This is a genomic window from Frondihabitans sp. GW821-FHT04F02 (assembly GCF_059420045.1).
The window spans coordinates 35,050-61,429 of record NZ_JBWKSZ010000001.1 but is presented as its reverse complement, the minus strand read 5'-3'; the positions used below and the strand labels follow the sequence as shown (position 1 = coordinate 61,429).

The window sequence follows — 26,380 nt, the reverse complement described above, 5'->3', positions numbered from 1 at the left end:
GACTACCCGGCTCGGAGCTGGCGCACCGCGTCGTCGATCGTGGCGAGGATCGCCACGGTCTCGTCGAGCGTGTGCAGCGGCGACTCGGTGCGCCCCTCGCCGACGTAGCGGGCGAGCGCCGTCGCCTCGTACGAGAGGGCGTCGAAGAGCGTGAGGCCCGTCGGGTCGGTCCACTCGAGGGCGGGCGCGAACGGCTCGTTGCCCGAGAGGCGGAAGGCCTGCGGCGTGTAGAAAAACGAGTCGAACTCGACTCGCGCGTCGGAGCCGGCGACCATCGCAGTGGTCGGGGTGCGGGTGAGCATCGACGTCGTCAGGGTGGCCTGCGCGATGCCCGGGTAAGTGAGGATGAGCGACGAGTACGCATCCACTCCCGTCGACGTCATTCCGCCGACCGCGGTGACGCCCGTCGGCATGCCCAGGAGCATCGATGCGAACTGCACGGGGTAGATGCCGAGATCGAGCAGCGCTCCCCCGCCCAGCTCGGGCCGGTAGAGGCGGTGGTTCGGGTCGACGGGGATCGCCTGGCCGTGGTCGGCCGCGACCGAGCGCAGATCGCCGAGCACGCCGTCGGCGACGAGCCTCTGCAGCACCGAGGTCTGCGGCAGATAGCGCGTCCACATTGCCTCCATCAGCATCACGCCGGCGCGACGGGCGGCGTCGGCGAGCTGCGCGGCGTCTTCGGCCGTCGTCGCCAGCGGCTTCTCGATCAGCACGTGCTTGCCCGCCATGATCGCCAGAAGGCCCTGCGCGAGGTGCTCGCTCTGCGGCGACGCGATGTAGACGACGTCGACGTCGTCGCAGGCGACGAGAGCCTCAGCCGAGTCGAGCGGGGCGTTGATGCCGTGCGCGGCGGCGAATGCGGCGGCCCGCTCAGCCGACCGCGAGGCGACAGCGGTGAAGCGCTGCGGCGTGTGGCGGTGCACGGCCCCGACGAACTCGCCGGCGATCCACCCTGGGCCGATCACCCCCCAGCGAAGGGCCGGCTCACCTCGACCCGGGGCGAAGACGTCGGCGTCGGGGAACGACGAGGGCAGCATGCAAGACCTCTCGGTAACGGGGCCGGCGCTCAGGACGGCGCCGCGGCTCACACCGTAGCAACGTTTTTAGCACGAGCCAAGCATCGACCAAGTGAGTGGCCGCACAAGCGTTGGCACGCGCTAAAGTGGGCGCGTGACTGAGACCGGCCCCGTCGAGCCCCTGACGACCAGCGCCGCCGGAGTGCGGACCGGGCCGGCGAGGACCTCCGCGGCGTCGTCCGCCTCGAGCCGAGCCACGACCGCGGCCACGGTCGCCTCGACCGTCGCCTCGATGTCCTGCCGCAGGCTGGTCATGTCGTGGTAGCTGAGCGCCGAGACATAGCTGTCGTCGAAACCCGTGACCGAGACGTCGCCGGGGACATCCACGCCGGCCAGAGCCAGGACCGCCAGCGCTCCCGCAGCGCAGTGGTCGCTGCAGCAGACCAGGGCTGTCGGCCGAGTCTCGCGGCGCAGGAACTCGCGGGCCGCCGCCGCACCGCTCTCTTCGTCGAAGCCCGCCGGGAGCACCTCCGCCTGCCCGGAGAGCCCCGCCTCGGCCATCGCCGCCCGGTAGGCCGCGGCGCGCTGCTCGCCGACGAAGCCGCCGAGCCCGCCCGCGTAGACGATGTCGCGGTGGCCGAGCGACACCAGGTGCTCCACGATCAGCTCGAGCCCGCGCTCCTCGTCGGCCCGCACGTTGTCGACGCCGTCGAGCCGTGCGCTCTCACCCAGCCAGACGACCGGCACGCGCACCGCGGCGTCCTGCAGCGCCGGCGACGCCGGGTCGGGGTTGAAGGCGACGAGCGCCTCGACGCGCTGGCTCATCAGCTCGGCGACCACGTCTTCGGTGCCGCGCTCCGCGGTCTCCGGGCCGAGCACGAGGCCGAAGCCCTGCTCGGCGGCGCGCACGAACAGGCGCTCGACGAAGCGCACCTCGAAGGCGTTCCGCATCTGGAACAGCACGCCGATCAGGCCCGTGCGGCTCTGCCGCAGCAGGCGCGCCGAGGCGTTCGGACGGTAGCCGAGCTCGTCGGCGGCGGCCAGGATGCGCTTACGCGACTCGGCGCTCGGGCCGGGCACACCGCGGAGCACGAGCGACACGAGCTGGCGCGACACGCCGACGTGGTCGGCGACGTCGCGCATCGTGGGCAGCGGATTGGGCATGGTCCTCAGTGTTCCATGACCCCCACCCTTCGAAGTCCTCTGACAGACGCCCCACCACCCGAAAGGCACCCATGACCGATCATCTGCAGCTTCAGGAGGACGAGCTCGTCTTCGACACCTTCGACCTCGTCGACGCGTGGCGCCTCGGCACGCTGATCACCGAGCGAGCGATCGCCGACGACCTCGCCGTCGCCGTCGACGTCCGCCGCGGCGACCACGTGCTCTTCCGCGCCTCGCTGCCCGGCACGACCGTCGACCAGCAGGACTGGATCCGCAAGAAAGCCGCCGTCGTGCAGCGCTTCGAGGCGTCGAGCGCCCTGGTGGCCGCCCGCTTAGACGGCGTCGACCTCGCCGCGTTCGGCTGGCTCGATCCGTACGACTACGCGCTGACCGGCGGATCCTTTCCGATCCGGCTGCGTGGCAGCGGAGTCGTCGGCGCCGTCACCGCCTCGGGACTCACCTCCGAGGAGGACCATGACCTGGTCACCTCCTCCATCGCCGCGTACCTCGCCTCGACTTCGTCCTCCCCTACAGAAAGCGCGTCATGATCCAGCACACCGTCTCGTTCGCCCTCGTCCACCCGGCCGGCAGCGCCGAGGAGAAGGACTTCCTCGCCACCGCCGCGTCGATCCTGCCGACCATCGCCGGGGTGACCGACTTCGGCATCTCCCGCCAGGTGAACGCCAAGAGCGACCTGACTTGGCACTTCACGATGTGGTTCGCCGACCAGGCCGCCTACGCCGCCTACGACTCGCACCCCGATCACCAGAACTTCGTGCAGACGCGCTGGGTGACCGAGGTGGCGGCGTTCCAGGAGCTCGACTTCGAGCCCGTCGACGTCGCGGCGGTCGCACTGTGACCGATGACGACACGGTGGTCGGCCACGACGCCGTGATCGGCGACATCGACCCCGCCGCCCTCGAGCCCCGCCGGCTGCTGCCCGGCCAGCGCTGCGAGATCCGGGTGTTCGATGTCGCGGCCGGAACGTCGCGGCTCGTGCACGAGAGCGCCGACACCCTGTACGAGGCACCGAACTGGACACGCGACGGCCGGCTGATCGTGAACGCGGAGGGCGGCCTGTACGAGCTGCCCGCCGACGGGTCGTCCGTTCCTGCGCCCATCGAGATCACCGGGGTGCCCGGCCTCAACAACGACCACGTGCTCTCGCCCGTCGACGACTCGGTGTTCGTGTCGGCGAACGACTTCCACATCTACCAGGCCCCGCTCGCCGGCGGCCCGGCTCGGCGGGTCACCCTCGACACGGATGCCCTGCACTTCTTGCACGGGGTCTCGCCCGACGGGCAGACCCTCGCCTACGTGCGCGTGAGCCTCGACGGCTGGGGCGACGTGCGCGTGCACGAGGTCGGGCTCGACGGATCGGGCGACCGGGCCGTCACCACCGACCCGGGGCCCGCCGACGGCTCCGAGTACAGCCCCGACGGGGAGTGGATCTACCTGAACACCGAGCAGTTCTCGCGCGGTCAGGCGCAGATCGCGCGGATCCGCCCCGACGGCAGGGAGCTCACGCAGCTCACGTTCGACGAGCGGGTCAACTGGTTTCCGCACGTGGCTCCGGTCGGCGAGGACGCGGTGTACATTTCGTTCCCGGGCGGCACCGAGGGGCACCCCGCCGACAAGGAGGTGCGGCTCGTGCTCGTCACGGACGCCGACTGGGCGGCCGGCCGAGTCGTCGAGACGTTCAACGGCGGCCAGGGCACCATCAACGTCAACAGCTGGGCACCCGACGGCTCGGCGTTCGCGTACGTGAGCTACCCGCGCGCCTAGGGGGCGGGGCGGCACCACGATCGGGACCCGGCACCGCGAGAAGTCGTGGTGCGGAGTCCCGATCGTGGTGCGGGGCCGGGGCGGGGACGAGCGTGCGGGGCCTCAGGCCCGACGCGCGGCGGCGAACAGCCCCTGCTCGAAGGCGTACACCTCGTCGGAGTCGACGTGCCCCTCGTTGACGTAGCTGCGCGTCGGCAGGCGGTCGGCGGTGGCGGGGCTCCACGGCGAGGTGCCGTCGGCGATGAAGCCGACCCAGTCGGCGTGCATGCGGTCGGCGAGCGCCTGCGAGGGCGTGTCGCCGAGCACGACGGGCACACCCTCGGCGTCGAGGAGGTCCCAGGCGAAGGGGATGTCGGAGCAGTGGCCGCTGGGGTCGGCCTCGAAGCGGCGGCCGGCGAAGTCGTAGGCCCAGGTGCGCGCGGCGGGGTCGGCGGTCTGGCGGGCGGTGGCAATGCGCGGCACGGCCGTGCGGAACAGCGCCGACGTCACGAGCTGGCTCTCGGCGCGGTCGGACCCGACGCGCGCGACCTCGGCCTCGAAGGCGCGGATCGCCCCGTCGGAGACCCCGGCGGCCTCGAGGTCGCGGCGCACGTCGGCGACGTCGACGCGCCCGCCCGGGGCCGAGAACTCGTTGCGGGTGGCGCCGAGCAGCAGAGGCACGGCGGCGTTCTGCGCGAGTCCTGCGTCCATGGGCCCGGCGAGGACCTCGCCGTCGATCACCGGTGCCCAGGCCAGGCCGGTGCGACCCGAGGTGCTGCCGTCGGCGAGCCCGGCGACGAGATCGGCCGCCGAGACCGGCGGTTCGTCGGCTTCGAGGACGGTGTCTCCGACGTGGTTGAAGTCGCGCTCGGTGGCGGTGATGCGCTCTTCGGGGATGGTGCTCCACGCCTCGAGGGTCGGCGCGATGCCGAGCGAGTCGGCGTAGGCCCGGGCGATCGGCTCGGCCGCGTCGGCGGAGAGGTCTCCAGCGGCGCCCGAGTGCGAGATGACGGCGCGGAACAGGTCGCCCCGCAGCGGCGACGCCAGCAGGGCGAGGACACTGCCGCCGCCCGCCGACTGACCGCCGATGGTGACCTTGGCCGGGTCGCCGCCGAACTGGCGGATGTTCTCTCGCACCCACTCCAGTGCGGCCAGCTGGTCGAGAAGGCCGCGGTTGAACCCGCCGCCGTCGACCCAGCCGAAGCCCTGGAAGCCCAGGCGATACGACACGGACACAGTGACGACGCCGTCGCGGTTGAACGAGCGGCCGTCGTACCAGGGGCTCGCGGGCGATCCGGCGAAGTAGCCGCCGCCGTGGATCCACACGAACACCGGCAGGTTCGCCTCGGTGTCGCCCGGTGCGGGCGTGAAGACGTTGACGTTGAGCGTGTCGGCGCCGGGAATCGACGGCTCGGGGATGGTGACGAAGGGGCCGAACGGCTCGCGCTGGGCCGTGGCGCCGTACTCCACGGCGGGACGGACGCCGTCCCAGGCGGCGCGGCGACGCGGGGCCGTGAACCGCAGCTCGCCGACGGGGGCCTCCGCGAACGGGATCCCCAGGAACGCGACCGAGTGCGGCGTCTGCACGACGCCCTGGACCCGGCCCGACGCGGTGGTGACGACGGTGGACTGAACGAGAGTCATGGCGGCCTCCTTTGGCAACGGGGCGAGCCTACCGCCGGTCGGTATGCGGCGGCGGGCCGATGGAGTCCGCGTTCCGGCACCCGCCCTGGGCCGCGGCGTGGCGTGAGTGACGCTGCACGGGGCCTACCGGCCCGACGGTGCCAGTCGATCGCGGAACGCCCGCCCGCCGACCACGACGACGGCGACCACGGTCGCGGCACCGTACCCGGCGACCAGCCACGCCTGACTCGGAACCACCGCCGCCGCCCCGAGCCCGACGAGCGGGGCCGAGAGCGCGCCGAAGCTGTACTGCGCCACCCCGAGGATCGCCGACGCCGTGCTCCCGGCGTGCCGGTCGACGCTCATGCCGATCGCGATGACGTTCGAGCCCAGGAAGCCGGCGCACATCACGACGACGGCCAGCATCCCGAGGATCACGCCGAGGGGCGCGGCGGCGGCGAAGGCGACGACGAGGGCGAGGCCGTCGGCGGCGAGCGCGCCGGCGGCGGCCGTGGCGACGACGCCGGGGCGGATCCTGCGCACGAGACGGGCGTTGACCTGCGCGGCGATCAGGAGACCCACGGCGTTGAGGGCGAAGACGACGGCGTACTGGGTGGCCGAGAGTCCGTAGCGATCCTGAAGCAGGATGCTCGTGCCTGCCAGATACGACAGCAGGGCGCCCGACGACAGGCCGATCGCGAGGGCCGATGCGAGCACGGCGCGCTGGCCGAGCAGGGTGCGGACCTTCCCGTGGCCTCCCGTCGACACGTCGGAGGGCACCTCGCGCTCGGCGGGCGCGAGCGACCGGTCGATGCGGTCGGGGTGGGTCTCGGGCAGGGCGAGCACGACGACGACGAGCACGACGAAGCCGAGGGCGCCGATCATGGCGAAGATCCAGCGCCACGATCCGCCGGCGTTCATGAGGGCCGAGCCGACGAGCGGGCCGACGACCGGCGCGATGCTCGTGATGGCGGCGAGCTGCGAGAAGAACGGGGCCAGGCGCCTGCGCTCGAGCACGTCGCGGCCGAGCGTGCGCGACGTCGACACCCCGATCGCCGCGGCGACGCCCTGGAACAGCCGCGCGACGATCAGGAAGGCGATGTGCGGGGCGAGCGCGCAGGCGAGCGTCGCGATCAGGAAGACGACGAGGCTGCCGATGAGCGGACCCCGCCGGCCGAACCGGTCGGCGAGCGGCGCGCCGAGCAGCTGGCCGAGCACCAGCCCGGCGAGGCTGGCGGTGAGGGTGAGCTGCACTGCCCAGTCGCCGACCCCGAACTCGCGGGCGATCGATGGGAAGCCGGGACTGTACGCGTCCATGGTGAACGGGCCGAGCCAGGTCAGGAAGACGGCCACCACGACGATCCGCCGCACCAGCCCCGCCCGGGAACGGGTCGCGGTATCGGCGGCGATGTCGATCGTGGTCATGGCGGTGCTCCGTTCGCGCCGGGCTCCCCGACGTTCTCAGAGTGGGGGCGGCGTATTTCCGGGCGGGTCCGCGCGCGTTACGGGTGGTTTACGCCTCTGCGCGGGCGTGGCGCCGGCGCGGCCTAGGCCGAGGCCACGGGCGCAGGAACTCCGCCCGCCCCCTCGTGCCGCAGCAGCAGCCCGCCCCGGCGCCCGACGGCCCACACCGTGAGCGCGACCCCGCACAGCACGGCCCCCCCGAGGGTGACCGCCGTCCAGCCGCCGTGGGCCCAGAGCAGCGTCGCCAGCCCCGAGCCGATCGCCCCGCAGATGAAGTTGTTCGTCACGAACGCCGTGTTGAGGCGGCTCCGTGCGGCGGGGTCGATCAGGAACATCCGCGACTGCACGGTGATGTTGTGCCCCTGGATGGCGACGTCGAGCACCACGATCGCGACGACGATCCCGACGACGCTGTCCGCGGCGAGCCCGGCCACGACGAACGAGACGAGCACGAGCGCCCAGGTCACGCCGATCGTGGGCATCGCGAGTCCGCGGTCGCTGAGGCGTCCGGCGCGCTGGGCGGCGGCGGCTCCGGCGAGCCCGACGAGGCCGAACAGCCCGATCGCCGTCACCCCGAACGAGAACGGCGGCGCGCTCAGCAAGAAGGTCAGCGACGTCCAGAACATCGTGAAGACGGCGAACGAGATGCCGCCGAGCACGAGGTGCCACCGCACGGCGCGCTCCCGCCGCACGATCGAGAACACCGACGCGATCAGGGCCGGGTACCGCATCGCCGTGCGCGGCTCGAGGCGCGGGATCGCGAAGTACAGCAGCACGGCGAGCACGAGGGCGAGCGCCGCCGCCACCACGTAGATCGCGCGCCATCCGGCCGCCCCGGCGATGAGCCCCGAGACGGTGCGCGAGACCAGGATGCCGATCAGGATCCCCGACACGACGGCACCGACCACCCGGCCGCGGCTCGAGTCGTCGGCGAGGTCGCCGGCCAGCGGCACCAGGATCTGCCCCGACACCGTCGTGAGCCCGACGAGCGCCAGCGTGACGAGCAGCACGGCGAACGTGGGAGCGAGCGCGCTGGCGAGCAGGGCCGCCGTCGCGCACAGCAGCGCGATCGGCACGAGGATCCGCCGGTTCACGACGTCGCCGAGCGGAACGAACAGCAGCACGCCGAGCGCGTAGCCGATCTGGGTGGCCGTGACGAGCAGGCCCGCCGACGAGGTGTCGGTCTTCAGGTCGTCGGCGATGAAGTCGAGGAGGGGCTGCGACCAGTAGAGGTTGCCGACGGCGGCGCCACCGGCGATGGCGAAGAGGAGGGTGAGGCGGCGGTTCATGCCCCCAGCCAAGCGCACACGGGCGGCGCGTGGGAGTTCCTGCGAGTACACCCTTCGGCGCTACCGCGCCAGCGTCAGGATCTCGGCCCCGTCGGCGGTGATCGCGATCGTGTGCTCGGTGTGGGCCGTGCGGCACCCGGTCGCGCTGCGGAGCGTCCACCCGTCGGGGTCGGTCACGAGCACGTCGGTGTCGGCCATGATCCACGGCTCGAGCGCCAGCAGGAGGCCCGGCCGCAGCGTGTAGCCGCGCCCCGGCCGCCCGGTGTTCGCGACGTGCGGGTCCTGGTGCATCGTCGAGCCGATGCCGTGGCCGCCGAACTCGACGTTGACCGGGTAGCCGGCGTCGTCGAGCACGGTGCCGATCGCCGACGACAGGTCGCCGATGCGGGCACCGGGGCGGGCCGCGGCGATCCCGGCGGCGAGGGCGCGCTCGGTCGTCTCGATCAGGGCGAGGCTCGACGCGGGCTGCGTCGGCCCGACCACGAAGCTGATGGCCGCGTCGGCGGCGATTCCGTCTGTGAGGACCGCGAGGTCGAGGGTGAGGAGGTCGCCATCGAGGAGCGCGTAGTCGTGGGGCAGGCCGTGCAGCACGGCGTCGTTCACCGCGGTGCAGACGTAGTGGCCGAACGGACCGCGCCCGAACGACGGCGCGTAGTCGACGTAGCACGACTCGGCGCCGGCCTCGACGATCATCTCGTGGGTCCAGCGGTCGATCTCGAGCAGGTTGGTGCCGACGGTCGTGCGGCTCTTCAGCGTCTGAAGGATCGTGCCGACCAGCGCGCCGCTGACCCGCGCCTTGGCCAGCTCGGAGGGGGTGAGGATCTCGATCATTCCAATAACTATACCGGTACTAGTATTGGGCGCATGGTCCGCCTCCCGCTCTCTCCCGCCGATGTCGAGCGCGGCCGCCGCCTCGGGGCCCTTCTGCGGCGAGCGCGCGCCGACCGCTCCATGCTCGACGTCGCCCTCGCCGCCGGGCTGTCGCCCGAGACGCTCCGCAAGATCGAGACCGGCCGCGTGGCGACGCCGTCGTTCCCGACCATCGCCGCGCTGGCCGACGTGCTGGGGCTCTCGCTCGACGAGGTGTGGGCCGCGATCCGAGCGCAGGAACTCGGCGCCCTCGCCGGCTGACCTCGCCCCGCCGCGCCCTCCCCTCCCCGCCAGCCCTGCCTAGTCGAGCGGGATCTCGACCCAGTGCCACCCGTCGGGCAGCGTCTCGGCCGGCAGGTCGGCCGGTCCGTGCGACACGGCGCCCGCGGCGTCGATCTGGACGACCTGCGAGGCCGCGGAGGCGGTGCTCACGGCGGCCATCAGAGCACGTCCACGAGAACGAGGTCGGCGCCCGACACGCGGAGGACGGCCGAGAGCTCGCCGCCGGGGCCGGCCCCCGTCACGGCGGGGATGGTCGTCAGCGCGTTCGGCGCGACGAAGTCGAACCCCCGGTCGGTGAGGCGGTCGGCGAGGGCGCGCCGCGACTGCCGGCCCGACGGCCACTGCGCGAGTTCCTGCACCACTGCGAAATCGAGGGGGGCGAGCAGGAGGGGGCGCCCGCCCATCCAGGCCTGACCCGTCGCCGTGTCGAGCACGAGGTCGCCCCGCACGACGCTGGTGGGCAGCTTGCCCTGCTTGCGGAACAGAGCGGCGAGCGTGGCGACGACCTCCTCGAGCGCGAACGGCTTGGTGATGTAGTCGTCGGCACCGGCGGCGTAGGCGGCGAGCCGGTCGTCGATCGACGACCGGCCGGTGAGGAAGAGCACGGGCGTGTCGACGCCGCGCTCCCGCAGCCGCGACACCACCTCGGTGCCGAGCACGTCGGGCAGCATCATGTCGAGCAGCATCGCGTCGGGGGCGTCGATCGTGGCCGCCTCGAGCACGCTGAGGCCGTCGGGGAAGCGGGTGACCTGCCACCCCTCCATGCCGAGGGCGATCGACAGGAGGCGGGTGATCGGGTCCTCCTCGTCGACCACGAAGACCCGCAGGACGCCGATGGGCCCCTGCGGCTCGCGGGTCGGAGTGTCGCCCTGCTGTGGAGCGACGCCGGTTGCGGTCGTGACCATGATGCGTTCCCTTCGGTCGGTGCTTCGGATTCGGTACGTCCACTCTCGCCAGCCGGCGCCGCGGGCGCGTCCCCCGGGCGAATCGATCCGCGTACTGCGATCGGAGTACGAGACCCTCACGGCCGCGACCCGGGCGGGTGATGCGACGCACATGCGCGTTGGGCAGGATGGGATGGCGCCGCGCTGCGACCGTCGGCGCTGGGAGGAGCCCGCGATGAGTGTCGTCCGTCGCGCGTCGCCGACCCCGCGCTACATCCGACCGCGCGGTCTCGGCTGGCCGACGACCGTCGTCTTCGGCCTGATGACGCTCGCGTTCGCGGTCACGCCGACCGACGTGGGCGGCAGCGGCATCCCGGCGCACCCGGTCGCGGCGATCACGGTCGGGGCCGCCCTCGCGGCGATCGTCTTCCGCGAGCGCTTCTGCCGCACCGCCACCGTGGTCGCCATCGTGTCGGCGGCGCTCGGCATCGCTACCGGCGGCCCGACGTTCGCCTTCCTGCCCGCCGTGCTCCTGACCGTGTTCACCACCGCCGTGCTCACCGACCGCATCACGACCGCCGTCGCCGTGGTGATCGCGTCGAGCGTGGCCGGCGAGGTCGCGACCGGCGTGCTCCCCCACTTCTTCCGCGACTCGCGCGTCGTGATCCTCTGGGTCGTCCTGACGGTGCTCGCGGCGATGACCGGAGACGCGGCCCGGTCGAGGGCGGCCTACATCGAAGGGGTGCAGGAACGCGCGCGCCGAGCCGAGGCGAATCTCGAGGCGGAGGCGCAGCGCCGCGTCGTCGAGGAGCGGCTCCGGCTAGCGCGCGACCTGCACGACGCGGTGGCGCACCACATCGCCGTGATCAACCTCCAGGCGGCGGCCGCGCGGCGTGCCCTCCCCGAGGGCGCCGACGCATCGGCGCGATCGCTCGACACCGTGACCGACGCCGCGCGCACCGTGCTGGCCGACATGGGCAACATGCTGTACGTGCTGCGGCAGGGCGACGCCCAGGGCGGAGGCCAGGCGCCCATCGCCGGCCTCGAGGAGGTCCCGGCGCTGCTGCGGGTGTTCGCCGCCGACGGACTCCGCGTGGAGCTCGTCGAGACCGGCGCCCGTGTCGCCCTCGATCAGCCCGTCGACATCGTCGCCTACCGGTGCATCCAGGAGGGGCTGACGAACGCGCACAAGCACGGGGCGGGCGGCACGGCCGTGCTGCGGCTCGACTGGGGCGAGGGCGCCGTCGAGGTCGAGGTCGAGAACGGCACCGCGGCTCCTGCGCCCGATGCCCCACCTCTGCCCGACGCCCCCGACCGGCACCGCTACGGTCTCGCCGGGGTCCGCGAGCGGGTGGCCAGCGTCGGCGGCACCCTCGAGCTCGCCGAGACGATCGGCCGGAGCTTCGTCTTCCGGCTGCGGCTGCCGCTGCAGACCCCCGCCTCTCGAAGGAGCGCCCCGTGAGCCCGATCACCGTCATGCTGGCCGACGACCAGACGCTGATCCGCCAGGCCGTCGCCGACCTCGTGTCGCAGGAGGACGACATCGAGGTCGTGGCGCAGGCGGCCGACGGCGCGGAGGCGATCCGGACGGCCCGCGAGCTGCGGCCCGACGTGATCCTGATGGACATCCGGATGCCCGGCACCGACGGCATCGCCGCCACCTCCGCCATCTGCGGAGACCCCGCGCTCGCCGGCACCCGCGTGATCGTGCTCACCACCTTCGAGAACGACCAGAACGTGCTCGACGCCCTCCGCGCCGGCGCGAGCGGCTTCGTCGGCAAGGGAACCGACCCCGAGGCCCTCGTCGCCGCGATCCGGACGGTGCACGACGGCGACGCCCTGCTCTCGCCGAAGGCGACGAAGGCGCTCATCGACCGGTGGCTCGTGCCCGCCGAGCCGCCCGTGCGGCCTCGGCCGCGCGAGCTCGACGACCTGACCGAGCGCGAGGCGGACGTGCTCGAGCGGATCGCGCGAGGCCGCACCAACGCCGAGATCGCCGCCGACCTCTACCTCTCACCCCACACCGTGAAGACGCACGCGCACCGGATCATGGCCAAGATCGGCGCGCACGACCGGGCGCAGATCGTCGTCTTCGCGTACGAGAACGGGCTGCTGGTCCCTGGGGCGTAGCCACCCGCGCGTGCGGCCGAGGATCGCCGCCGCGGCGGGCCGTTCCTGCCGCCGGCGCGGGTCGCTCCCCGTATCACCGGCGTAACACAGCCGACACATCCGTGCGGCAGAGTGAACCCATCGGTTCACTGACCTCGGAGACGCCATGACAGCCCCCCTCACCTTCGGCATGTTCCAGACGATGGGGCTCTCCGGCTCGTGGCGTCTGCCCGACAACACGACGCCGGGCTTCCTGACCCTCGACTACTGGACGACGCTCGCCAAGCGCAGCGAGGAGGCCGGCGTCGACTTCCTGTTCATCGCCGACGACTTCGGCTACCCGCTGATCGACGGCGAGGTGTCTCCGACCGCCGTCGAGCACGCCCTGCTCTTCCCGCGCGGCGACCCGTCGATGGTCATGTCGGCGATGGCCGCGGCGACCGAGAAGCTCGGCCTCGTCGTCACGATGTCGACGAGCGTCGACCGCCCGCCGGCGCTGGCGCGCCGCATGGCGACGCTCGACCACGTGACGAACGGCCGCATCGGCTGGAACGTCGTGACCGGCGCCGGCCAGAACGCGTCGGCGCGCCTGTTCGGCGAGCCGATGAAGGCGCACGACGACCGCTACGCGGCCGCGGAGGACTACCTGAAGCTCGCGATGACGCTGTGGGAGGGGTCGTGGGAGGACGGCGCCCTGAAGGTCGACCGCGCAGCCGGGGTCTACGCCGACGCTGCGATGGTCCACGAGATCCACTACGACGGCACGCACTTCCGCTCGGACGGCGTGTTCACCGTGCCGCCGTCGCCCCAGCGCACGCCCCTGCTCTTCCAGGCCGGCGCCTCGACGAAGGGCCGCGACGTCGCCGCCCGCTACGCCGAGGCGGTCTTCCTGGCAGCCGAGCCCGACGCGGTCCGCGACCAGATCGCCGACATCCGGGCCCGGGCAGTGGCGGCCGGCCGGGAGCCCGACGCCATCAAGTTCCTGATCGCCGGCACCTACGTCGTGGCGCCCACGCACGACGAGGCCCTCGCCCTCCGCGAGACCGTGACCGCGTTCGTCACGACCGCCGATGCCGCCGTGCAGTACGCGTTCTTCACCGGCCTCGACCTCACGAAGATGGACCCGTCGAAGCCCCTGCAGTCGACGGCCAGCGAGCAGGGCCGCACCAACATCGAGCGCTTCACCGGCGAGGACGCCCCGACCGTCGGCGAGATCCTCGAGGAGTTCCGCGTGAACGGCGTGATGAGCCGTCCGTTCCTCGGCACGCCCGCGGAGGCCGTCGACCAGACGGTCGCGCTGATGGAGCACACCGGCGCCGACGGCGTGCTCGTGCAGCCCGGCCCGACCGGCGACTCGGCGTCGTTCTTCGAGCTCGTCGTGCCCGAGCTGAAGCGGCGCGGCCTGATGGAGGGCCCCGCCCAGGCGACGACCCTCCGCGAGAGGCTGTTCCCCGCAGGATCCGCGCACCTGCCGCCGAGCCACCCCGGTCACGCGCTGCGCGTCGGCCGCTAGGCCCGCCGATGGAGTACCGCGACTACCTCCGCCTCGTGCCCAAGATCGAGCTGCACTGCCACATCGTCTCGACGATCCGGCCCGAGCGGCTGCTCGGCTGGGCCGCCGAGCGGGGCGTCGCGCTGCCGGCCGACACCGCCGAGGCGCTGTTCGACTACGACAACATTGTCGACTTCCTGGCGGTGTTCAACGCCGCGCACGAGGTGTTCCGCACCCGGGAGGACTTCGCGACGCTCGCCTACGAGGGCGTGGCCGACGCGGTCGCCGACGGCAATCTCTGCTATCGCGAGTACTTCGTGAACCCCGACAACTTCAGCCATCTCGGCCTCGGCTACACCGACGTCGTCGACGGGCTGATCGACGGGCTGCGCCGCGCCGAAGACGAGTTCGGGGTCGGCTTCGGGCTCGTTCCTGCGATCAACCGCTCGATGGGGATCGACGTCGCGATGGCCCTCGTCGAGTCGATGGCGGCCAACCCCCGGCCCGAGGTGCTGGGCCTCGGCCAGGACGACCTCCGCGCCGACGGGCAGGAGTCGCCGCTCGACTGGGCCGAGCCGTTCCGGCGGGCGCAGGAACTCGGGGTCCGCCTCACCGCTCACGTCGGAGAGCTCCCGTCGTCGAACGCCGCCTCGGTCGTCGAGTCGTGGGACGCCCTGGGGCTCGACCGCGTCGACCACGGCTACCACGTCGCCGACGACGGGGCCCGCGTCGCCGAGGCCCGCGAGCGCAGGATCCCGTTCACCTGCACGCCGCGGTCGACGCAGTTCCTGTCGGGGTGGGCGCTCGACGCCGAGCACCCCATCGCCGCGATGATCCGCGCCGGCCTCCGGGTGACGCTCGCCACCGACGACCAGGTGTTCTTCCGCACGACCCTGCGCGAGGAGTTCGAGCACGTCGGCCTCGGCATGGGCTTCGGGCCCGACGTGATCGACGGCATCGTGCTCGACTCGATCGAGGCCACCTGGCTGCCCGAGGAGCGCAAGCGCGCCCTCCGCGCCGACTTCCGCCGCCAGCTGCGAGCGCTCCACGGCGCCCTCGAATCCACCCCGTCTTCGACAGGAACCGGCTCATGACCCTCTCCCTCGGCCCGCAGACGCGGCGCGACTCCCGCATCGACGCCTTCCTGGCGGCGTCGCCCCAGCGGCTGCTCATCGGCGGCACCTGGGTCGCCGCCGCATCGGGCGCCACCTTCGCCAGCCACGATCCCGCGACCGGCGAGCACCTCGCCGACTGCGCCCGCGCCGACTCGGCCGACGTCGACGCCGCGGTCTCCGCCGCGCGCACGGCCCTCACGTCGCCCGCGTGGAAGGGCATGACGCCCGCCGACCGCGGCGCGCTGCTCTGGCGCGTCGCTGACCTGCTCGAGGCGAACCTCGACCAGCTGGCGCAGCTCGAGTCCCTCGACCAGGGCAAGGCCTGGGGCACCGCGCGGTTCGGCGAGATCCCTGCGGCGATCGCGCAGTTCCGCTACTACGCGGGCTACCCGACCAAGATCCTGGGCACCACGATCCCGTCGTCGCTGCGCCGGCAGGGCCCCGACAGGCAGGTGTTCGCCTACACGACCCGCGAGCCGGTCGGAGTGGTCGCCGCGATCGTGCCGTGGAACTCGCCGCTGCTGATGGCCGCGATGAAGGTCGCCCCGGCGCTGGCCGCGGGCTGCACCGTCGTGCTGAAGCCGGCCGAGAACACGTCGCTGACGGCGATCCGCCTCGGCGAGCTGCTGGTCGAGGCGGGCGTGCCCGACGGCGTCGTCAACGTCGTCACCGGCTACGGTCCGGAGGCGGGCCAGGCCCTGGCCGACCACCCCGACGTCGACAAGGTCGCCTTCACCGGCTCGACCGCCGTCGGAAAGCGCCTCGTCACCGCGGCCAGCGGCAACCTGAAGCGGCTCACCCTCGAGCTCGGCGGCAAGAGCCCGGTCATCGTCATGGGCGACGCCGACCTCGACCGCACCGTGCCAGGGGTCGCCGCGGGCATCTTCGACAACGGCGGCCAGGTCTGCGTCGCCGGCAGCCGCGTCTACGCGCACCGCGACGTGTACGCGGAGCTCGTCGACCGCCTCGCCGCGCACAGCCGCACCCTCACGCTCGGGCACGGACTCGCCGAGGGCACCGACCTCGGTCCGCTGGTCAGCCGGGCGCAGTCCGACCGCGTCGAGCAGTTCGTGCGCGAGGCCGCGGGCGACGGCGTCGACGTCGTCTCGGGCGGCGAGCAGGAGGGCGACCTCGGCACGTTCTACCGGCCGACGGTGCTCACGGGCGTGACGCAGAGCATGCGGATCATGCGCGAGGAGGTCTTCGGACCGGTCGTCACGGTGACCCCGTTCGACGAACCTGAGGAGGTGCTCGCCTGGGCGAACGACAGCTCGTACGGCCTTGCCGCGAGCGTCTGGACCGAGGGGCTGTCGAACGCGCACCGGATCTCGAGGGGCATCGACTCGGGCACCGTGTGGATCAACTGCCACTCGTACTTCGGCCCCGAGCTGCCGAAGGGCGGCCACAAGGAGTCCGGCTGGGGCTACGAGAACGGCGCCAACGGCCTCGAGAACTACCTCGAGACCAAGACCGTCGTCACGGTCTACTGATGCCGAAGCAGATCAGCCTCGGGGTCTTCGAGATGATGAACCCGAACAACGGCATGCCGACGTGGACGCACCCGCTCGGCAAGGGCGACCGCTACGACAGCGTCGAGTACTGGGTCGAGGTCGCGCGGATGCTCGACGCCGCCGACGTCGACTTCCTGTTCTTCGCCGATACCTACGGCTACGCGACGATCGACGGCGCCATGCCCGACCTGGTCGCCGCGCACGGCATCCAGTTTCCGGGCTTCGACCCGATGCTCCTGATCTCGGCGCTCGCCCGCGAGACCGACCGGCTCGGCTTCGTGCTGACCTCGCCGACCACCGTCGAGCGGCCATACGCCACCGCGCGCCGGTTCGCGACGCTCGATCACTACACCGCCGGCCGCATCGGCTGGAACGTCGTCACCGGCAGCTCGCAGGCCACCACCGACGACCTGTTCGGCGTCGCCGACAGCGGGACGCACGACTCCCGGTACGACGTCGCCGACGAGTTCGTCGATGTCTGCCTCGAGCTGTGGGAAGGCGTCTGGGAAGACGACGCGCTCGTCCGCGACCCGTCGCGCAACCTGTTCGTCGACCCGGCCAAGCTCCACCCGATCGCGCACCGCGGCACGCACTTCGCATCCAGCGGCGTGTTCGCGATCCCGCCGGGGCCGCAGCGCTCCCCGGTGCTGTTCCAGGCCGGCACTTCCGCCCGCGGCCGCGCCTTCGCCGCCCGCAACGCCGAGGCCGTCCTGATCCAGGGGCAGTCCATCCCGAAGGCGCGGGAGCACGTCGACGACATCCGAGCCCAGGCCGTCGCCCACGGCCGCTCCCCCGACGACGTGAAGGTCGTCACCGGCGTCACGATCACCGTCGCGCCGACGCACGACGAGGCCGTCGCCCTGCGCACAGAGCTCGAGGGCCTCTACGCGGTCGAAGACGCAGCCGTGATCTTCGCGGGTTTCACCGGCGTCGACCTCTCGGCGTTCGACCCGTCCGAGCCGCTGACGGCGATCGCCTCCGACCAGGGCCAGACCCTCGTCGACCGCTTCGTGCGGCCCGGCCAGCCCGTCCCAACCGTCGGCGACGTGCTCGGCGACTTCCGCCTGCGCGCCAACCGCGGCTTCCAGATCACCGGCGACCCCGCCGAGGTGGCCGACGAGCTCCAGGCCATCGTCGAGGGCACCGGCATCGACGGCATCATGCTCGAGCCGACGTTCGGCGGGCCCGAGGCGTTCGAGGCCTTCATCGATCTCGTGCAGCCGATCCTGCGCGATCGCGGCCTGCTGCCGGCGGCCCGCTCGGCCTCGAAGCCCACCCTCCGCGAGAGGGTCACGGGCGCAGGAACACCGCACCTCCCGTCCGCCCACCCGGGCGCGCGCTTCCGCACCTTCTGACCGCCCCTTCGCCCCCTGCCAGAAAGGCACCCTATGCAAGCCGAAGCCGTCGACGCGGTGATCCGCGGGCTCAAACGAGCCGGGATCAGCGTGGTCTGCTACCTGCCCGACTCGCTCTTCAAGGAGCTGTACCCGGCGCTCGACGCCGATCCCGACATCCGCACGATCCAGGTGACCAACGAGGGCGAGGGCGCGGCGATCGCCGGCGGGGTCTTCCTGTCGGGCAAGCGCGCCGTGCTCATCATGGAGAACTCGGGCCTGCGCGCCGCCGTCGAGCACCTGGCCCGGATGGGCCTCGGCGCCGGCATCCCCGTCGTCATGCTCATGAGCTACCGGGGCGACCTCGGCGAGAACAACTGGTGGGCCATCCCTCACGGCATCACGATGGAGCCGATCCTCGACGCGCTCCGCACGCCCTACCAGGTGATCCGCCACGCCGACGAGATCGAGCAGGCCATCGTCGACGCGTCGACCTGGTCGCACACCGCCTACTACCATTCCGCAGTCGCGCTGAGCGGGGAGATCGTCCGATGACCGAAGCCACACCGTTCGTGAAGCCCGAGCACGGCACCATGAGCCGCTACGCGGCCATGGAGGCCCTGGGCCGGCGCCTCGACGACGCCCTCGTGATCCTCTCGCTCGGGGGCGCCGTCGACGAGTGGTACAACGCCGCCCCGCACATGCGTGCCGCCAGCCTGTTCCAGCAGCAGCTCGGCTGCGTCACCGGCGAGGCCCTCGGCCTGGCCGTCGGGCTGCCGCACCGCCGCATCGTGTCGCTCGACACCGACGGCGGCCTGCTGTTCAATCTCGGCATCATGGCCACCGTCGCCAACGAGCAGCCGGCGAACCTCTTCATCGTCGTCTGGGACAACGAGCAGTACCAGTCCATCGGCGGGCCCAAGACGCACACCGCTTCGGGCCGCGTCGACCTCGCGGCGATCGCCCGCGGCTGCGGCATCGCCAACGCCTTCACCGTCGACACCCTGGACGAGTTCGACGCCCACTGCGCCGCCGGCCTCGCCGCGACGGAGCCGTACCTGCTGGTCGCCAAGACCGACGGCATCCTCGAGCCCGGTATCAAGCGCAAGCACTCCGACGGCCGGGAAGACAAGTACATCTTCGTCCGCCACGTCGAGGAGACCGAGGGCATCGTCATCATGGGCCCGAGCGAGCACAACTGATGGCGGCGGTCGGCTACGACTTCGTGATCGTCGGCGGCGGCGCCGCGGGCTGCGTGCTGGCGAACAGGCTCTCCGCCGACCCGGCGGCGACCGTGCTGCTGATCGAGGCCGGGCCGACCGACGCCGGCGTGCCGGAGATCCGCGACGCCTCCCGGTGGGTGTCGCTGCTCGGCTCCGAGTACGACTGGGGCTACGAGTACGAGCCGACCCCCGACGTCGCCGGCCGCAGCATCGCGATCCCACGCGGGCGCGTGCTCGGCGGCTCGTCGAGCATCAACGCGATGCTCTGGTACCGCGGCCACCCCGACGACTACGACGCGTGGGAGGCGTCGGGCGCCACGGGGTGGAGCTGGGCGACCATGCTCCCCGCGTTCCGCGCGAGCGAGGACTGGGAGGGCGGCGCCGACGCCTTCCGCGGAGCCGGGGGCCCGATGAGGATCGAGACGTCGAGAGACCCGCACCCGATCGCCGAGGCCATGCTCGCCGGAGCGCCCGAGATGGGCGTGCCGGTCGTCGCCGACCCCAACGGCGCCTCGAACGAGGGCGCGACGCTCGCGAACCTCAACGCCACGACCGAGGCCGACGGCACGATGAGCCGGTGGAGCACCGTGCGCGGCTACCTCGACCCCGCGCGCCACCGGCCGAACCTCATAGTGCTCACCGACACGACGGCGTTGCGCCTCGTGCTCGAGGGCGGGCGCTGCGTCGGCGTGGTGCACACGTCGGCGGGCGAGGCGACCACCACGTTCGCGACCTCCGGCGTGGTGCTGGCGCTCGGCGCCATCGACACGCCCGCGCTGCTGCAGCGATCGGGGGTCGGGGGGCCCGAGTTCCTGCGCTCGCTGTCGATCGACGTGCTGCACGACCTGCCCGGAGTCGGCGAGAACTACCAGGACCACCCGCTCGTCTCGGGGATGAATGTCGCCTCGAGCGTGCCCCTCGGTCCGATGCGCGACAACGGCGGCGGCAGCATGATGAACTGGCGCTCGTCGCACGCCTCGGCAGGGCCCGACCTGCACGCGTTCATCGTGCAGGAGTCGCGGCCAGCGGCGGGGATCCACCAGGACCTCGACGGTGACGTGTTCGCCGTGTCGCCGGGCCTCATGCGCTCGGTCAGCCGCGGGCACGTGCGGGTGCGGTCGGCGTCGCCGTTCGAAGCACCCGAGGTGCAGCCGAACTTCCTGCGCGAGGGGGCCGACCTCGATCGCCTCGTCGAAGCGGTCGGCGGCGTGCTGGAGCTGCTGGGCACGGCGCCGTTCCGCTCCCTCGGCGCGCGGCCGCTCGTCGATTTCGCCCCGGGAGACCGGTCGGCCGTCGTGGACTTCATCCGGCACGGCGTCGACACGTTCTTCCACTCGTGCGGCACCGCGCGGATGGGCACCGACGAGCTCGCCGTCGTCGACCCGGCCTCGCTGCGGGTGCGCGGGCTCGACGGGCTGTGGGTGGCGGACGCCAGCGTGATCCCGGTGATCCCGACGAGCAACACGCAGGCGCCGGTCATCGCCATCGCCGAGCGGGCCGCCGCGCTCATCGCCGCCGCGGTCTGACGCCGTCGCTGCCTGCCTGCCTGCCTGCCGCGAGCGCCGCACCACGATCAGGACTCGGCACCACCGCGGCTGAGCACCGCACCACGATCGGGACTCGGCACCACCGCGGCTGAGCACCGCACCACGATCGGGACTCGGCACCACGGGATTTTATGGTGCCTTGTCCCGATCGTGGTGCCGCGGCGGGCCGGGAGTCCGGCTCCGCGCTCTAAGCTGGCTGCGAGGGGGCACTGATCATGCAGTACGCGGGGGAAGCCTGGGTCGAGCGGCTGCGCGCCGGGGTCGTGCCGCGTGCACGCGGAGTCGCGATCGCCGTCATCGTGCTCGTCGTCGCCGGCGTCGGGCTCACCGTGCTGGAGTGGTCGCACCCGCGCTTCCTCGCCGAGGCGACGACCGGCTGCGGCGGCTTCGCGTTCGTCATCGGCCCCCCGGGCATGGTCGTCGGCGGCATCGCCCTCGCCATCGCCTCCTGGTGGCGCCAGAGATCTGACCGCGTCATGATCGCGAGGATCCGAGGGGGCGCTGATGGTACGAGCGGGGCGCCCGTGCTGTTCGTTCCGGTGGTGGCGAAGGGCCAGTTCCTGAGCGAGGATCTCCCCGCGCCCCGCCCGACGATCTGGACCGTCGACGCCGCCGGGCTGCACGCGTGGACGCCGTCGGAGGCGAAGCCGGTGCTCGACCTGCCGTGGGAGACGATCACGGGCTTCGAGCTCGCGACCAATGACCGCGCGCCGGTGTACGGGCAGCGGATCGACTACGGGGTGCGGGTGCTGGGGGCGAAGCGGCCGATCGTGCTGGTTCCGCGGGCCGATCTCGGGCGACCGCTCGGAGCCGGCGCCTACCGCCTCGACGTGCTCAAGAGCCTGCTGCGGTCGTTCCAGGCGCAGCTCGGCGCCTGACGCCCGCGGCGGCGGGATATCCGGCGGCGCGTCACGACCGGGGCGCAGGAACGTCCTGACGGGTACCACCTGTGCCCCTCGCCCCGGCCGCCGCCCGCCCCGCGATACGGTTGTCGGACCATGCAGCAGCACCCTCTCGACGACCCCATCCGCTCAGCCCTCACCGGCCGCCACGCCCCGATGGCGATCACCTCGGGCACGGCCGAGCGCTACCCCGGCGACGTCGCGCCGTTCGGCTCGATGCCGCTCTCGCCGACCCCCGCCGACTGGGCGTCGCTGGCCGAGATCGCGACCGACGACGCCGTCGCGATGTTCGTGCCGACCGAGTTCGTCGTGGCCGACGGGTGGAGCACGCACCTCGAGCTCGGCCTGGTGCAGCTCACGGACGACGACGTCGACACGTCGGGCACGCGCGGCGACGACATCGTCGACCTCGCCGACGCCGATGTGCCCGAGATGCTGCGGCTCACGGCGCTGACCCGGCCGGGCCCGTTCCTGCCGCGCACGATCGCGTTCGGAGGCTACGTCGGGGTCGTCGACGGCGGCCGGCTCGTCGCGATGGCCGGGCGGCGCCTCAGCATGCCCGGGTGGGTCGAGATCAGCGCCGTGTGCACCGACCCAGAGGCACGCGGCCGGGGGCTGGCCCGGCGGCTCATCACCGAGGTCGCGCGGGGCGTCCGGGCTGACGGGGATCGCGCGTTCCTGCACGTGGCAGCCGGCAACCCCGCGCAGGGCCTGTACGAGGCGATGGGCTTCGTCGTGCGGCGCACCTCGAAGGTCGTCGACGTGACGCCGCCGCGCTAGGGGCTCCTACTCGTCGTCGATCGCGAAGATCGCCGAGTCGGGCCGCACCGCGTCGGGGTCGGGCCCGCTGCGCACGCCGAGGTCGAGCGCGTCGATCGCGGCGAGCTCGGCGGCCGTCAGCTCGAAGTCGAACACCGCGAAGTTCTCGGCGATCCGGCCGGGGTTCACCGACTTCGGGATGGCGCTGCGGCCCTGCTGGAGGTGCCAGCGCAGCATGACCTGGGCGGCCGACTTGCCGTGCGCCTCGCCGATGCCGGTGAGCACCGGGTCGCTCAGCGGGTTCTTGTTGCCGGCCTCGTTGAAGCCCGGGTAGAACGTGATGCCGCCGATCGGCGACCAGGCCTGGGTGACGATGCCGAGCGCGGCATCGGCGGCCTCGTTCTCGTGCTGCGCGAAGTAGGGGTGCAGCTCGATCTGGTTGACCGCCGGGACGACCGTGCGATCCTGCATCAGCCGATCGAGGTGCTCGCCGGTGAAGTTGCTGACGCCGATGGACCGGACCCTGCCGTCGGCCAGCAGGGTCTCGAGCGCACGGTACGCCTCGAGGGTCTTGTCGAACAGCCACGGCGCCGGCTGGTGGAGGATGTACAGGTCGATCTGCTCGACGCCCATCTTCGCCGTGGCGATGTCGAAGGCGTGCAGGGTCTCGTCGTAGCCGTACTGGCTGATCCAGACCTTCGTCTCGATGAACACCTCGTCGCGGGGCACGCCCGACCGGCGAATGCCCTCGCCGACCTGGCGCTCGTTGCGGTAGGCGGCGGCGGTGTCGATGTGGCGGTAGCCGGCGCGGAGCGCGGCGTCGACCGCGTCGACGGTCTCGGCGGGCGCGCTCTGGAAGACGCCGAGGCCGAGTGCGGGCATCGTGACGCCGTTGTTGAGGGTGAGGATCTCTGTCATGCCTCGACGCTATGCCCGGGAGCGGTGCGGCTGAGAGGGCGGGTCAGTACCCCGGTGGCCGGTACCCGGCAGGCCCGACTCGACAGGGCTGCGCCCCAGTCACCGCCCCGGCGCCACCGCCGTGCTCCCCCGCACGACCAGCTCGGTCGGCACGATGACGTCCTCGGGCCGAGCGGCGTGGGCGATCTCGCCGAGCAGCAGGGCGATTGCACTGCGGCCGACGCTGTCGAAGCTCTGCCGGATGGTCGTGAGCGGCGGCCAGAACGACTCGGCCTCGGTCATGTCGTCGAACCCGACCACGCTCAGGGACGCAGGAACTGCCCGCCCGGCCTCGTGCGCCGCCCTCAGGACTCCGAGCGCCATGCCGTCGTTGCCGGCGAACACGGCGGTGATGTCGGCTCGGCGCGCGATCTCGCGCCCCGCCGCGTACCCGGACTCCGTGCTCCAGTCGCCGCGGAACGGCTCGGGCACGACCCGCCCGTGCGCCTCGAGCGTCTCGCGCCAGGCGGCCTCGCGGCGCCGGGCCGCGTAGTAGCCGCTCGGCCCGGCGACGTGCCACACCGTCTCGTGGCCGAGGTCGAGCAGGTGCTCGGTCGCGAGCCGGGCGCCGAGCGCCTGGTCGGTGTCGATGAACGGCCGCTCGCTCTGGCGGCTGGAGTCGATGATGACGACGGGGAGGTCGGCCGGCAGCTCGACGTTGCTCTCCGAGAGCAGGTCGGCCTCGATGACGATGACGATCCCGTCGACGGCCTGCTCGGAGAGCCGCGCGAACGCGCCGGTGACGTCGCCCTGGGTGCGGTGCGAGACGGGCAGGAGGGTGATCGTGTAGCCGGCGTCGGAGGCCGCCTCGGCGATCGCCTCGAGAAACTTCGCGTTGCCGTACGAGGACAGCGTGAACATGATCACGCCGATCGTGTGGAACCGGCCGGAGCGGAGCGCGCGGGCGGCGCGATTGGGGCTGTAGCCGAGCTCGGCCATCGCCTCGCGGACGCGGGTCGCCGTCGCGGGCTGCACGTTGTCGAGACCCCGCGCCACGCGCGAGACGGTCTGCATCGACACGCCGGCGGCGCGCGCGACGTCGGCGGCGGAAGCCTTGCGCGCGCTGGGCTCAGTGATCACGACTTCCCTTTCGATGTGGCGATGGCGACGTTGACATGATACGGTCCCCTCCGAGATGTTGACGTAAACATCTGCGAGTGAGACAAGGAAGTTTCGATGAGTTCGAGAGCAATCCAGGCCACGCGCTCCGGGCGCACGCGCCGCGGGAAGCAGACCGGCTGGCTGTTCGTGGCGCCGTTCATGGTGGTCCTGGTCGCCATGCTGATCGTCCCGATCGGCTACGCGCTGTACCTCAGCCTGTTCCGCGACCAGCTGATCGGCGGCAACCACTTCGTGGGGTTCGCCAACTACATCCAGCTGCTGCAGGACAGCAAGTTCTGGTCCAGCTTCCTGCGGGTGCTGATCTTCCTGGTCATCCAGGTGCCGGTCATGCTGATCCTCGCGCTGGTGGCGGCCCTCGCCCTCGACAGCGCCAGGCTGCACGCCGCGGGCTTCTTCCGCATCGCGATCTTCCTGCCCTACGCCGTCCCCGGCGTCGTGGCGGCCCTGATCTGGGGCTTCATCTACGGCCCGCAGTTCGGCCTGACCGGCTCGTTCAACGACCTGCTCGGCAGCGACCTGCTCAAGCCGTTCACCTCGACCTGGATCCTGACGTCGATCGGCAACATCGTGACCTGGGAGTTCCTGGGCTACAACATGATCATCTTCTTCGCGGCCCTCCGCGTCGTCCCCACCGAGCTCTACGAGGCCGCATCGCTCGACGGCGCCGGCAGCCTCCGCACGATCATCTCGATCAAGCTCCCGGCCCTCCGCGGCGCGATCGTCATCGCCACGATCTTCTCGATCATCGGCAGCTTCCAGCTCTTCAACGAGCCGAACCTGCTCAAGACCCTGGCGCCGAACGTCATCGGCACCTTCTTCACCCCGAACATGTACGCCTACAACCTCTCGTTCGCCGGCCAGCAGTTCAACTACTCCGCGACAGTCGCGATCGTCATGGGCGTCATCACCGCCGTGATCGCGTACGTCGTCCAGGTCCGCGGCACGAGGCAGGAGAACCGATGAGCGCGCTCACCACACCCGAGGTCATCCCCGAAGAGAGGCGCGCAGGATCGCGCAGCCTCCGCAAGGCCGCCCGCCGCCCCGGGCCCAGCGGCTACCGCGACAAGAAGTCGCTCGGGCTGACCGCCGTCATGGTGATCTTCCTGGTCTACTCGCTGGTCCCGCTGTTCTACCTGCTCGTCAACTCGACGAAGTCGCAGGACTCCCTGCTGGCGTCCTTCGGCCTCTGGTTCGGCGACGGGTTCCACCTGTTCCAGAACATCCACGACGTCTTCACCTACAACGGCGGCATCTTCCTGACCTGGTTCCGGAACACGCTGCTGTACGTCGTGGTCGGCGCCGGCGGCGCCACCCTGCTCGCCACGCTGGCGGGCTACGGGCTCGCGAAGTTCCGCTTCACCGGGCGCCGCGCCGTCTTCGCCGTCGTGCTCGGGTCCATCGCGATCCCCGGGACCGCACTGGCCGTGCCGACGTTCCTGCTGTTCTCGCACCTGGGCCTCACCAACACCCCGTGGGCGATCATCCTGCCGTCGCTGATCAGCCCGTTCGGCCTCTACCTGGTCTGGACGTACGCGGTCGACGCCATCCCCGAGGAGCTCCTCGAGGCCGCGCGCATCGACGGGGCCGGCGAGATCCGCATCTTCTTCACGATCGCGATCCGACTGCTCACCCCGGGCATCGTGACCGTCCTGCTGTTCTCGGTGGTCGCCACCTGGAACAACTACTTCCTGCCGCTCATCATGCTGAGCGACCCGAAGTGGTACCCGCTGACCGTCGGCCTCAACCAGTGGTCGCAGCAGGCGAACGGCGTGGCCGCCGACCCGATCTACAACCTCGTCGTCACCGGCTCGCTCATCACCATCGTGCCGATCGTCGTGGTCTTCCTGCTCCTGCAGCGCTACTGGCAGTCCGGCCTCGGCGCCGGCGGCGTCAAGATGTAGCCCCTTTTCCTCTCCTCCCGCACCACCCTCCTGAACACCACACACACAACGA

The 26,380-nt window shown here is 72.0% G+C and carries 27 protein-coding genes; 17 read left to right on the top strand and 10 right to left on the bottom strand.

Features of this window, described 5'->3' with window-relative positions:
* Window positions 1-2: 2 nt before the first annotated feature.
* Together AC07TY_RS00285 and AC07TY_RS00280 are read right to left on the bottom strand one after the other, a co-directional pair.
* Complete coding sequence (locus AC07TY_RS00285; protein ID WP_494783973.1) at window positions 3-1,037, bottom strand: Gfo/Idh/MocA family protein; 1,035 nt, start codon at window positions 1,035-1,037, stop codon at window positions 3-5.
* Window positions 1,038-1,157: 120 nt separating this feature from the next.
* The gene (locus tag AC07TY_RS00280) at window positions 1,158-2,180 is read right to left on the bottom strand and encodes a LacI family DNA-binding transcriptional regulator (protein ID WP_494783972.1); all 1,023 of its coding nucleotides are present in this window, start codon (window positions 2,178-2,180) and stop codon (window positions 1,158-1,160) included.
* A 71-nt stretch (window positions 2,181-2,251) separates the two neighbouring features.
* On the opposite strand from AC07TY_RS00280, the gene AC07TY_RS00275 reads away from it, so the two are divergent.
* From AC07TY_RS00275 to AC07TY_RS00265, 3 genes are read left to right on the top strand one after another with little or no spacing between them, the layout of a single operon-like run.
* Window positions 2,252-2,728, top strand: a complete 477-nt coding sequence (locus AC07TY_RS00275; RefSeq protein ID WP_494783971.1) for a heme-degrading domain-containing protein — start codon at window positions 2,252-2,254, stop codon at window positions 2,726-2,728.
* Window positions 2,725-3,039, top strand: coding sequence for a Dabb family protein (locus AC07TY_RS00270; protein ID WP_494783970.1), 315 nt, complete (start codon window positions 2,725-2,727; stop codon window positions 3,037-3,039). Before AC07TY_RS00275 ends, AC07TY_RS00270 begins: the two co-directional genes overlap by 4 nt.
* Window positions 3,036-3,965: a TolB family protein gene (locus AC07TY_RS00265; protein WP_494783969.1), complete on the top strand. Its 930-nt coding sequence runs from the start codon at window positions 3,036-3,038 to the stop codon at window positions 3,963-3,965. Before AC07TY_RS00270 ends, AC07TY_RS00265 begins: the two co-directional genes overlap by 4 nt.
* 102 nt (window positions 3,966-4,067) lie before the next feature.
* On the opposite strand, the gene AC07TY_RS00260 is transcribed toward AC07TY_RS00265, so the two are convergent.
* The 4 genes from AC07TY_RS00260 to map all read right to left on the bottom strand — a co-directional run bounded on the left by AC07TY_RS00260 (window position 4,068) and on the right by map (window position 9,151).
* Window positions 4,068-5,588 carry a carboxylesterase/lipase family protein gene (locus AC07TY_RS00260; RefSeq protein WP_494783968.1) on the bottom strand — a complete coding sequence of 507 codons (1,521 nt, stop codon included), beginning with the start codon at window positions 5,586-5,588 and terminating at the stop codon, window positions 4,068-4,070.
* A gap of 123 nt (window positions 5,589-5,711) precedes the next feature.
* The gene (locus tag AC07TY_RS00255; RefSeq protein WP_123505079.1) at window positions 5,712-6,992 is read right to left on the bottom strand and encodes a Bcr/CflA family efflux MFS transporter; all 1,281 of its coding nucleotides are present in this window, start codon (window positions 6,990-6,992) and stop codon (window positions 5,712-5,714) included.
* 122 nt (window positions 6,993-7,114) lie between these two features.
* The gene (locus tag AC07TY_RS00250; RefSeq protein WP_123505080.1) at window positions 7,115-8,320 is read right to left on the bottom strand and encodes an MFS transporter; all 1,206 of its coding nucleotides are present in this window, start codon (window positions 8,318-8,320) and stop codon (window positions 7,115-7,117) included.
* Between the two features lie 60 nt (window positions 8,321-8,380).
* Window positions 8,381-9,151: a type I methionyl aminopeptidase gene (gene map, locus AC07TY_RS00245; RefSeq protein ID WP_494783967.1), complete on the bottom strand. Its 771-nt coding sequence runs from the start codon at window positions 9,149-9,151 to the stop codon at window positions 8,381-8,383.
* A gap of 33 nt (window positions 9,152-9,184) precedes the next feature.
* Here map and AC07TY_RS00240 point away from each other — a divergent pair, with 33 nt between their 5' ends.
* The gene (locus AC07TY_RS00240) at window positions 9,185-9,451 is read left to right on the top strand and encodes a helix-turn-helix transcriptional regulator (RefSeq protein WP_494783966.1); all 267 of its coding nucleotides are present in this window, start codon (window positions 9,185-9,187) and stop codon (window positions 9,449-9,451) included.
* Between the two features lie 39 nt (window positions 9,452-9,490).
* Here the strand turns inward: AC07TY_RS00240 and AC07TY_RS00235 are convergent, their stop codons facing one another.
* Both AC07TY_RS00235 and AC07TY_RS00230 read right to left on the bottom strand, forming a co-directional pair.
* Window positions 9,491-9,622 (bottom strand): hypothetical protein, encoded by a 132-nt coding sequence (locus AC07TY_RS00235; protein WP_255410932.1) that lies wholly within the window; start codon window positions 9,620-9,622, stop codon window positions 9,491-9,493.
* Window positions 9,623-9,630: 8 nt separating this feature from the next.
* A complete protein-coding gene (locus tag AC07TY_RS00230) occupies window positions 9,631-10,377 on the bottom strand; it encodes a response regulator transcription factor (protein WP_488626638.1) in 747 nt (248 codons plus the stop codon).
* Between the two features lie 214 nt (window positions 10,378-10,591).
* On the opposite strand from AC07TY_RS00230, the gene AC07TY_RS00225 reads away from it, so the two are divergent.
* From AC07TY_RS00225 to AC07TY_RS00175, 11 genes are all read left to right on the top strand, one after another.
* Window positions 10,592-11,818: a sensor histidine kinase gene (locus AC07TY_RS00225; protein ID WP_494783965.1), complete on the top strand. Its 1,227-nt coding sequence runs from the start codon at window positions 10,592-10,594 to the stop codon at window positions 11,816-11,818.
* A complete protein-coding gene (locus tag AC07TY_RS00220) occupies window positions 11,815-12,486 on the top strand; it encodes a response regulator (protein WP_233579823.1) in 672 nt (223 codons plus the stop codon). Before AC07TY_RS00225 ends, AC07TY_RS00220 begins: the two co-directional genes overlap by 4 nt.
* Before the next feature lie 145 nt (window positions 12,487-12,631).
* Window positions 12,632-13,978, top strand: coding sequence for an NtaA/DmoA family FMN-dependent monooxygenase (locus tag AC07TY_RS00215; RefSeq protein WP_494783964.1), 1,347 nt, complete (start codon window positions 12,632-12,634; stop codon window positions 13,976-13,978).
* An 8-nt stretch (window positions 13,979-13,986) separates the two neighbouring features.
* Complete coding sequence (locus AC07TY_RS00210) at window positions 13,987-15,051, top strand: adenosine deaminase family protein (protein ID WP_494783963.1); 1,065 nt, start codon at window positions 13,987-13,989, stop codon at window positions 15,049-15,051.
* A complete protein-coding gene (locus tag AC07TY_RS00205) occupies window positions 15,048-16,562 on the top strand; it encodes an aldehyde dehydrogenase family protein (RefSeq protein WP_494783962.1) in 1,515 nt (504 codons plus the stop codon). Before AC07TY_RS00210 ends, AC07TY_RS00205 begins: the two co-directional genes overlap by 4 nt.
* A complete protein-coding gene (locus AC07TY_RS00200; protein ID WP_494783961.1) occupies window positions 16,562-17,938 on the top strand; it encodes an NtaA/DmoA family FMN-dependent monooxygenase in 1,377 nt (458 codons plus the stop codon). Before AC07TY_RS00205 ends, AC07TY_RS00200 begins: the two co-directional genes overlap by 1 nt.
* 33 nt (window positions 17,939-17,971) lie before the next feature.
* Window positions 17,972-18,472, top strand: coding sequence for a thiamine pyrophosphate-binding protein (locus tag AC07TY_RS00195; RefSeq protein WP_123505089.1), 501 nt, complete (start codon window positions 17,972-17,974; stop codon window positions 18,470-18,472).
* The gene (locus AC07TY_RS00190) at window positions 18,469-19,119 is read left to right on the top strand and encodes a thiamine pyrophosphate-dependent enzyme (protein WP_488626645.1); all 651 of its coding nucleotides are present in this window, start codon (window positions 18,469-18,471) and stop codon (window positions 19,117-19,119) included. Before AC07TY_RS00195 ends, AC07TY_RS00190 begins: the two co-directional genes overlap by 4 nt.
* The gene (locus tag AC07TY_RS00185) at window positions 19,119-20,666 is read left to right on the top strand and encodes a GMC family oxidoreductase (RefSeq protein ID WP_494783960.1); all 1,548 of its coding nucleotides are present in this window, start codon (window positions 19,119-19,121) and stop codon (window positions 20,664-20,666) included. The genes AC07TY_RS00190 and AC07TY_RS00185 overlap by 1 nt, the downstream gene beginning before the upstream one ends.
* A gap of 236 nt (window positions 20,667-20,902) precedes the next feature.
* Window positions 20,903-21,565 (top strand): hypothetical protein, encoded by a 663-nt coding sequence (locus AC07TY_RS00180; protein WP_494783959.1) that lies wholly within the window; start codon window positions 20,903-20,905, stop codon window positions 21,563-21,565.
* 120 nt (window positions 21,566-21,685) lie between these two features.
* Window positions 21,686-22,369 carry a GNAT family N-acetyltransferase gene (locus AC07TY_RS00175; RefSeq protein ID WP_494783958.1) on the top strand — a complete coding sequence of 228 codons (684 nt, stop codon included), beginning with the start codon at window positions 21,686-21,688 and terminating at the stop codon, window positions 22,367-22,369.
* A 6-nt stretch (window positions 22,370-22,375) separates the two neighbouring features.
* Here AC07TY_RS00175 and AC07TY_RS00170 read toward each other — a convergent pair whose 3' ends face one another.
* A complete protein-coding gene (locus tag AC07TY_RS00170) occupies window positions 22,376-23,266 on the bottom strand; it encodes an aldo/keto reductase (protein ID WP_494783957.1) in 891 nt (296 codons plus the stop codon).
* Between the two features lie 99 nt (window positions 23,267-23,365).
* Window positions 23,366-24,385: a LacI family DNA-binding transcriptional regulator gene (locus tag AC07TY_RS00165; protein ID WP_494783956.1), complete on the bottom strand. Its 1,020-nt coding sequence runs from the start codon at window positions 24,383-24,385 to the stop codon at window positions 23,366-23,368.
* Window positions 24,386-24,481: 96 nt separating this feature from the next.
* On the opposite strand from AC07TY_RS00165, the gene AC07TY_RS00160 reads away from it, so the two are divergent.
* Together AC07TY_RS00160 and AC07TY_RS00155 are read left to right on the top strand one after the other, a co-directional pair.
* Window positions 24,482-25,390 carry a carbohydrate ABC transporter permease gene (locus tag AC07TY_RS00160; protein WP_494783955.1) on the top strand — a complete coding sequence of 303 codons (909 nt, stop codon included), beginning with the start codon at window positions 24,482-24,484 and terminating at the stop codon, window positions 25,388-25,390.
* Window positions 25,387-26,328: a carbohydrate ABC transporter permease gene (locus tag AC07TY_RS00155; protein WP_488626654.1), complete on the top strand. Its 942-nt coding sequence runs from the start codon at window positions 25,387-25,389 to the stop codon at window positions 26,326-26,328. The genes AC07TY_RS00160 and AC07TY_RS00155 overlap by 4 nt, the downstream gene beginning before the upstream one ends.
* The last annotated feature ends 52 nt before the right edge of the window (window positions 26,329-26,380 follow it).

Bases quoted from the DNA above. Each gene is read 5' to 3' on its own strand.
- AC07TY_RS00285 (WP_494783973.1), bottom strand. From the start codon at position 1,037: ATGCTGCCCTCGTCGTTCCCCGACGCCGACGTCTTCGCCCCGGGTCGA.
- AC07TY_RS00280 (WP_494783972.1), bottom strand. From the start codon at position 2,180: ATGCCCAATCCGCTGCCCACGATGCGCGACGTCGCCGACCACGTCGGC.
- AC07TY_RS00275 (WP_494783971.1), top strand. From the start codon at position 2,252: ATGACCGATCATCTGCAGCTTCAGGAGGACGAGCTCGTCTTCGACACC.
- AC07TY_RS00270 (WP_494783970.1), top strand. From the start codon at position 2,725: ATGATCCAGCACACCGTCTCGTTCGCCCTCGTCCACCCGGCCGGCAGC.
- AC07TY_RS00260 (WP_494783968.1), bottom strand. From the start codon at position 5,588: ATGACTCTCGTTCAGTCCACCGTCGTCACCACCGCGTCGGGCCGGGTC.
- AC07TY_RS00255 (WP_123505079.1), bottom strand. From the start codon at position 6,992: ATGACCACGATCGACATCGCCGCCGATACCGCGACCCGTTCCCGGGCG.
- AC07TY_RS00250 (WP_123505080.1), bottom strand. From the start codon at position 8,320: ATGAACCGCCGCCTCACCCTCCTCTTCGCCATCGCCGGTGGCGCCGCC.
- map (WP_494783967.1), bottom strand. From the start codon at position 9,151: ATGATCGAGATCCTCACCCCCTCCGAGCTGGCCAAGGCGCGGGTCAGC.
- AC07TY_RS00240 (WP_494783966.1), top strand. From the start codon at position 9,185: ATGGTCCGCCTCCCGCTCTCTCCCGCCGATGTCGAGCGCGGCCGCCGC.
- AC07TY_RS00230 (WP_488626638.1), bottom strand. From the start codon at position 10,377: ATGGTCACGACCGCAACCGGCGTCGCTCCACAGCAGGGCGACACTCCG.
- AC07TY_RS00225 (WP_494783965.1), top strand. From the start codon at position 10,592: ATGAGTGTCGTCCGTCGCGCGTCGCCGACCCCGCGCTACATCCGACCG.
- AC07TY_RS00215 (WP_494783964.1), top strand. From the start codon at position 12,632: ATGACAGCCCCCCTCACCTTCGGCATGTTCCAGACGATGGGGCTCTCC.
- AC07TY_RS00210 (WP_494783963.1), top strand. From the start codon at position 13,987: ATGGAGTACCGCGACTACCTCCGCCTCGTGCCCAAGATCGAGCTGCAC.
- AC07TY_RS00205 (WP_494783962.1), top strand. From the start codon at position 15,048: ATGACCCTCTCCCTCGGCCCGCAGACGCGGCGCGACTCCCGCATCGAC.
- AC07TY_RS00200 (WP_494783961.1), top strand. From the start codon at position 16,562: ATGCCGAAGCAGATCAGCCTCGGGGTCTTCGAGATGATGAACCCGAAC.
- AC07TY_RS00195 (WP_123505089.1), top strand. From the start codon at position 17,972: ATGCAAGCCGAAGCCGTCGACGCGGTGATCCGCGGGCTCAAACGAGCC.
- AC07TY_RS00190 (WP_488626645.1), top strand. From the start codon at position 18,469: ATGACCGAAGCCACACCGTTCGTGAAGCCCGAGCACGGCACCATGAGC.
- AC07TY_RS00185 (WP_494783960.1), top strand. From the start codon at position 19,119: ATGGCGGCGGTCGGCTACGACTTCGTGATCGTCGGCGGCGGCGCCGCG.
- AC07TY_RS00180 (WP_494783959.1), top strand. From the start codon at position 20,903: ATGCAGTACGCGGGGGAAGCCTGGGTCGAGCGGCTGCGCGCCGGGGTC.
- AC07TY_RS00175 (WP_494783958.1), top strand. From the start codon at position 21,686: ATGCAGCAGCACCCTCTCGACGACCCCATCCGCTCAGCCCTCACCGGC.
- AC07TY_RS00170 (WP_494783957.1), bottom strand. From the start codon at position 23,266: ATGACAGAGATCCTCACCCTCAACAACGGCGTCACGATGCCCGCACTC.
- AC07TY_RS00160 (WP_494783955.1), top strand. From the start codon at position 24,482: ATGAGTTCGAGAGCAATCCAGGCCACGCGCTCCGGGCGCACGCGCCGC.
- AC07TY_RS00155 (WP_488626654.1), top strand. From the start codon at position 25,387: ATGAGCGCGCTCACCACACCCGAGGTCATCCCCGAAGAGAGGCGCGCA.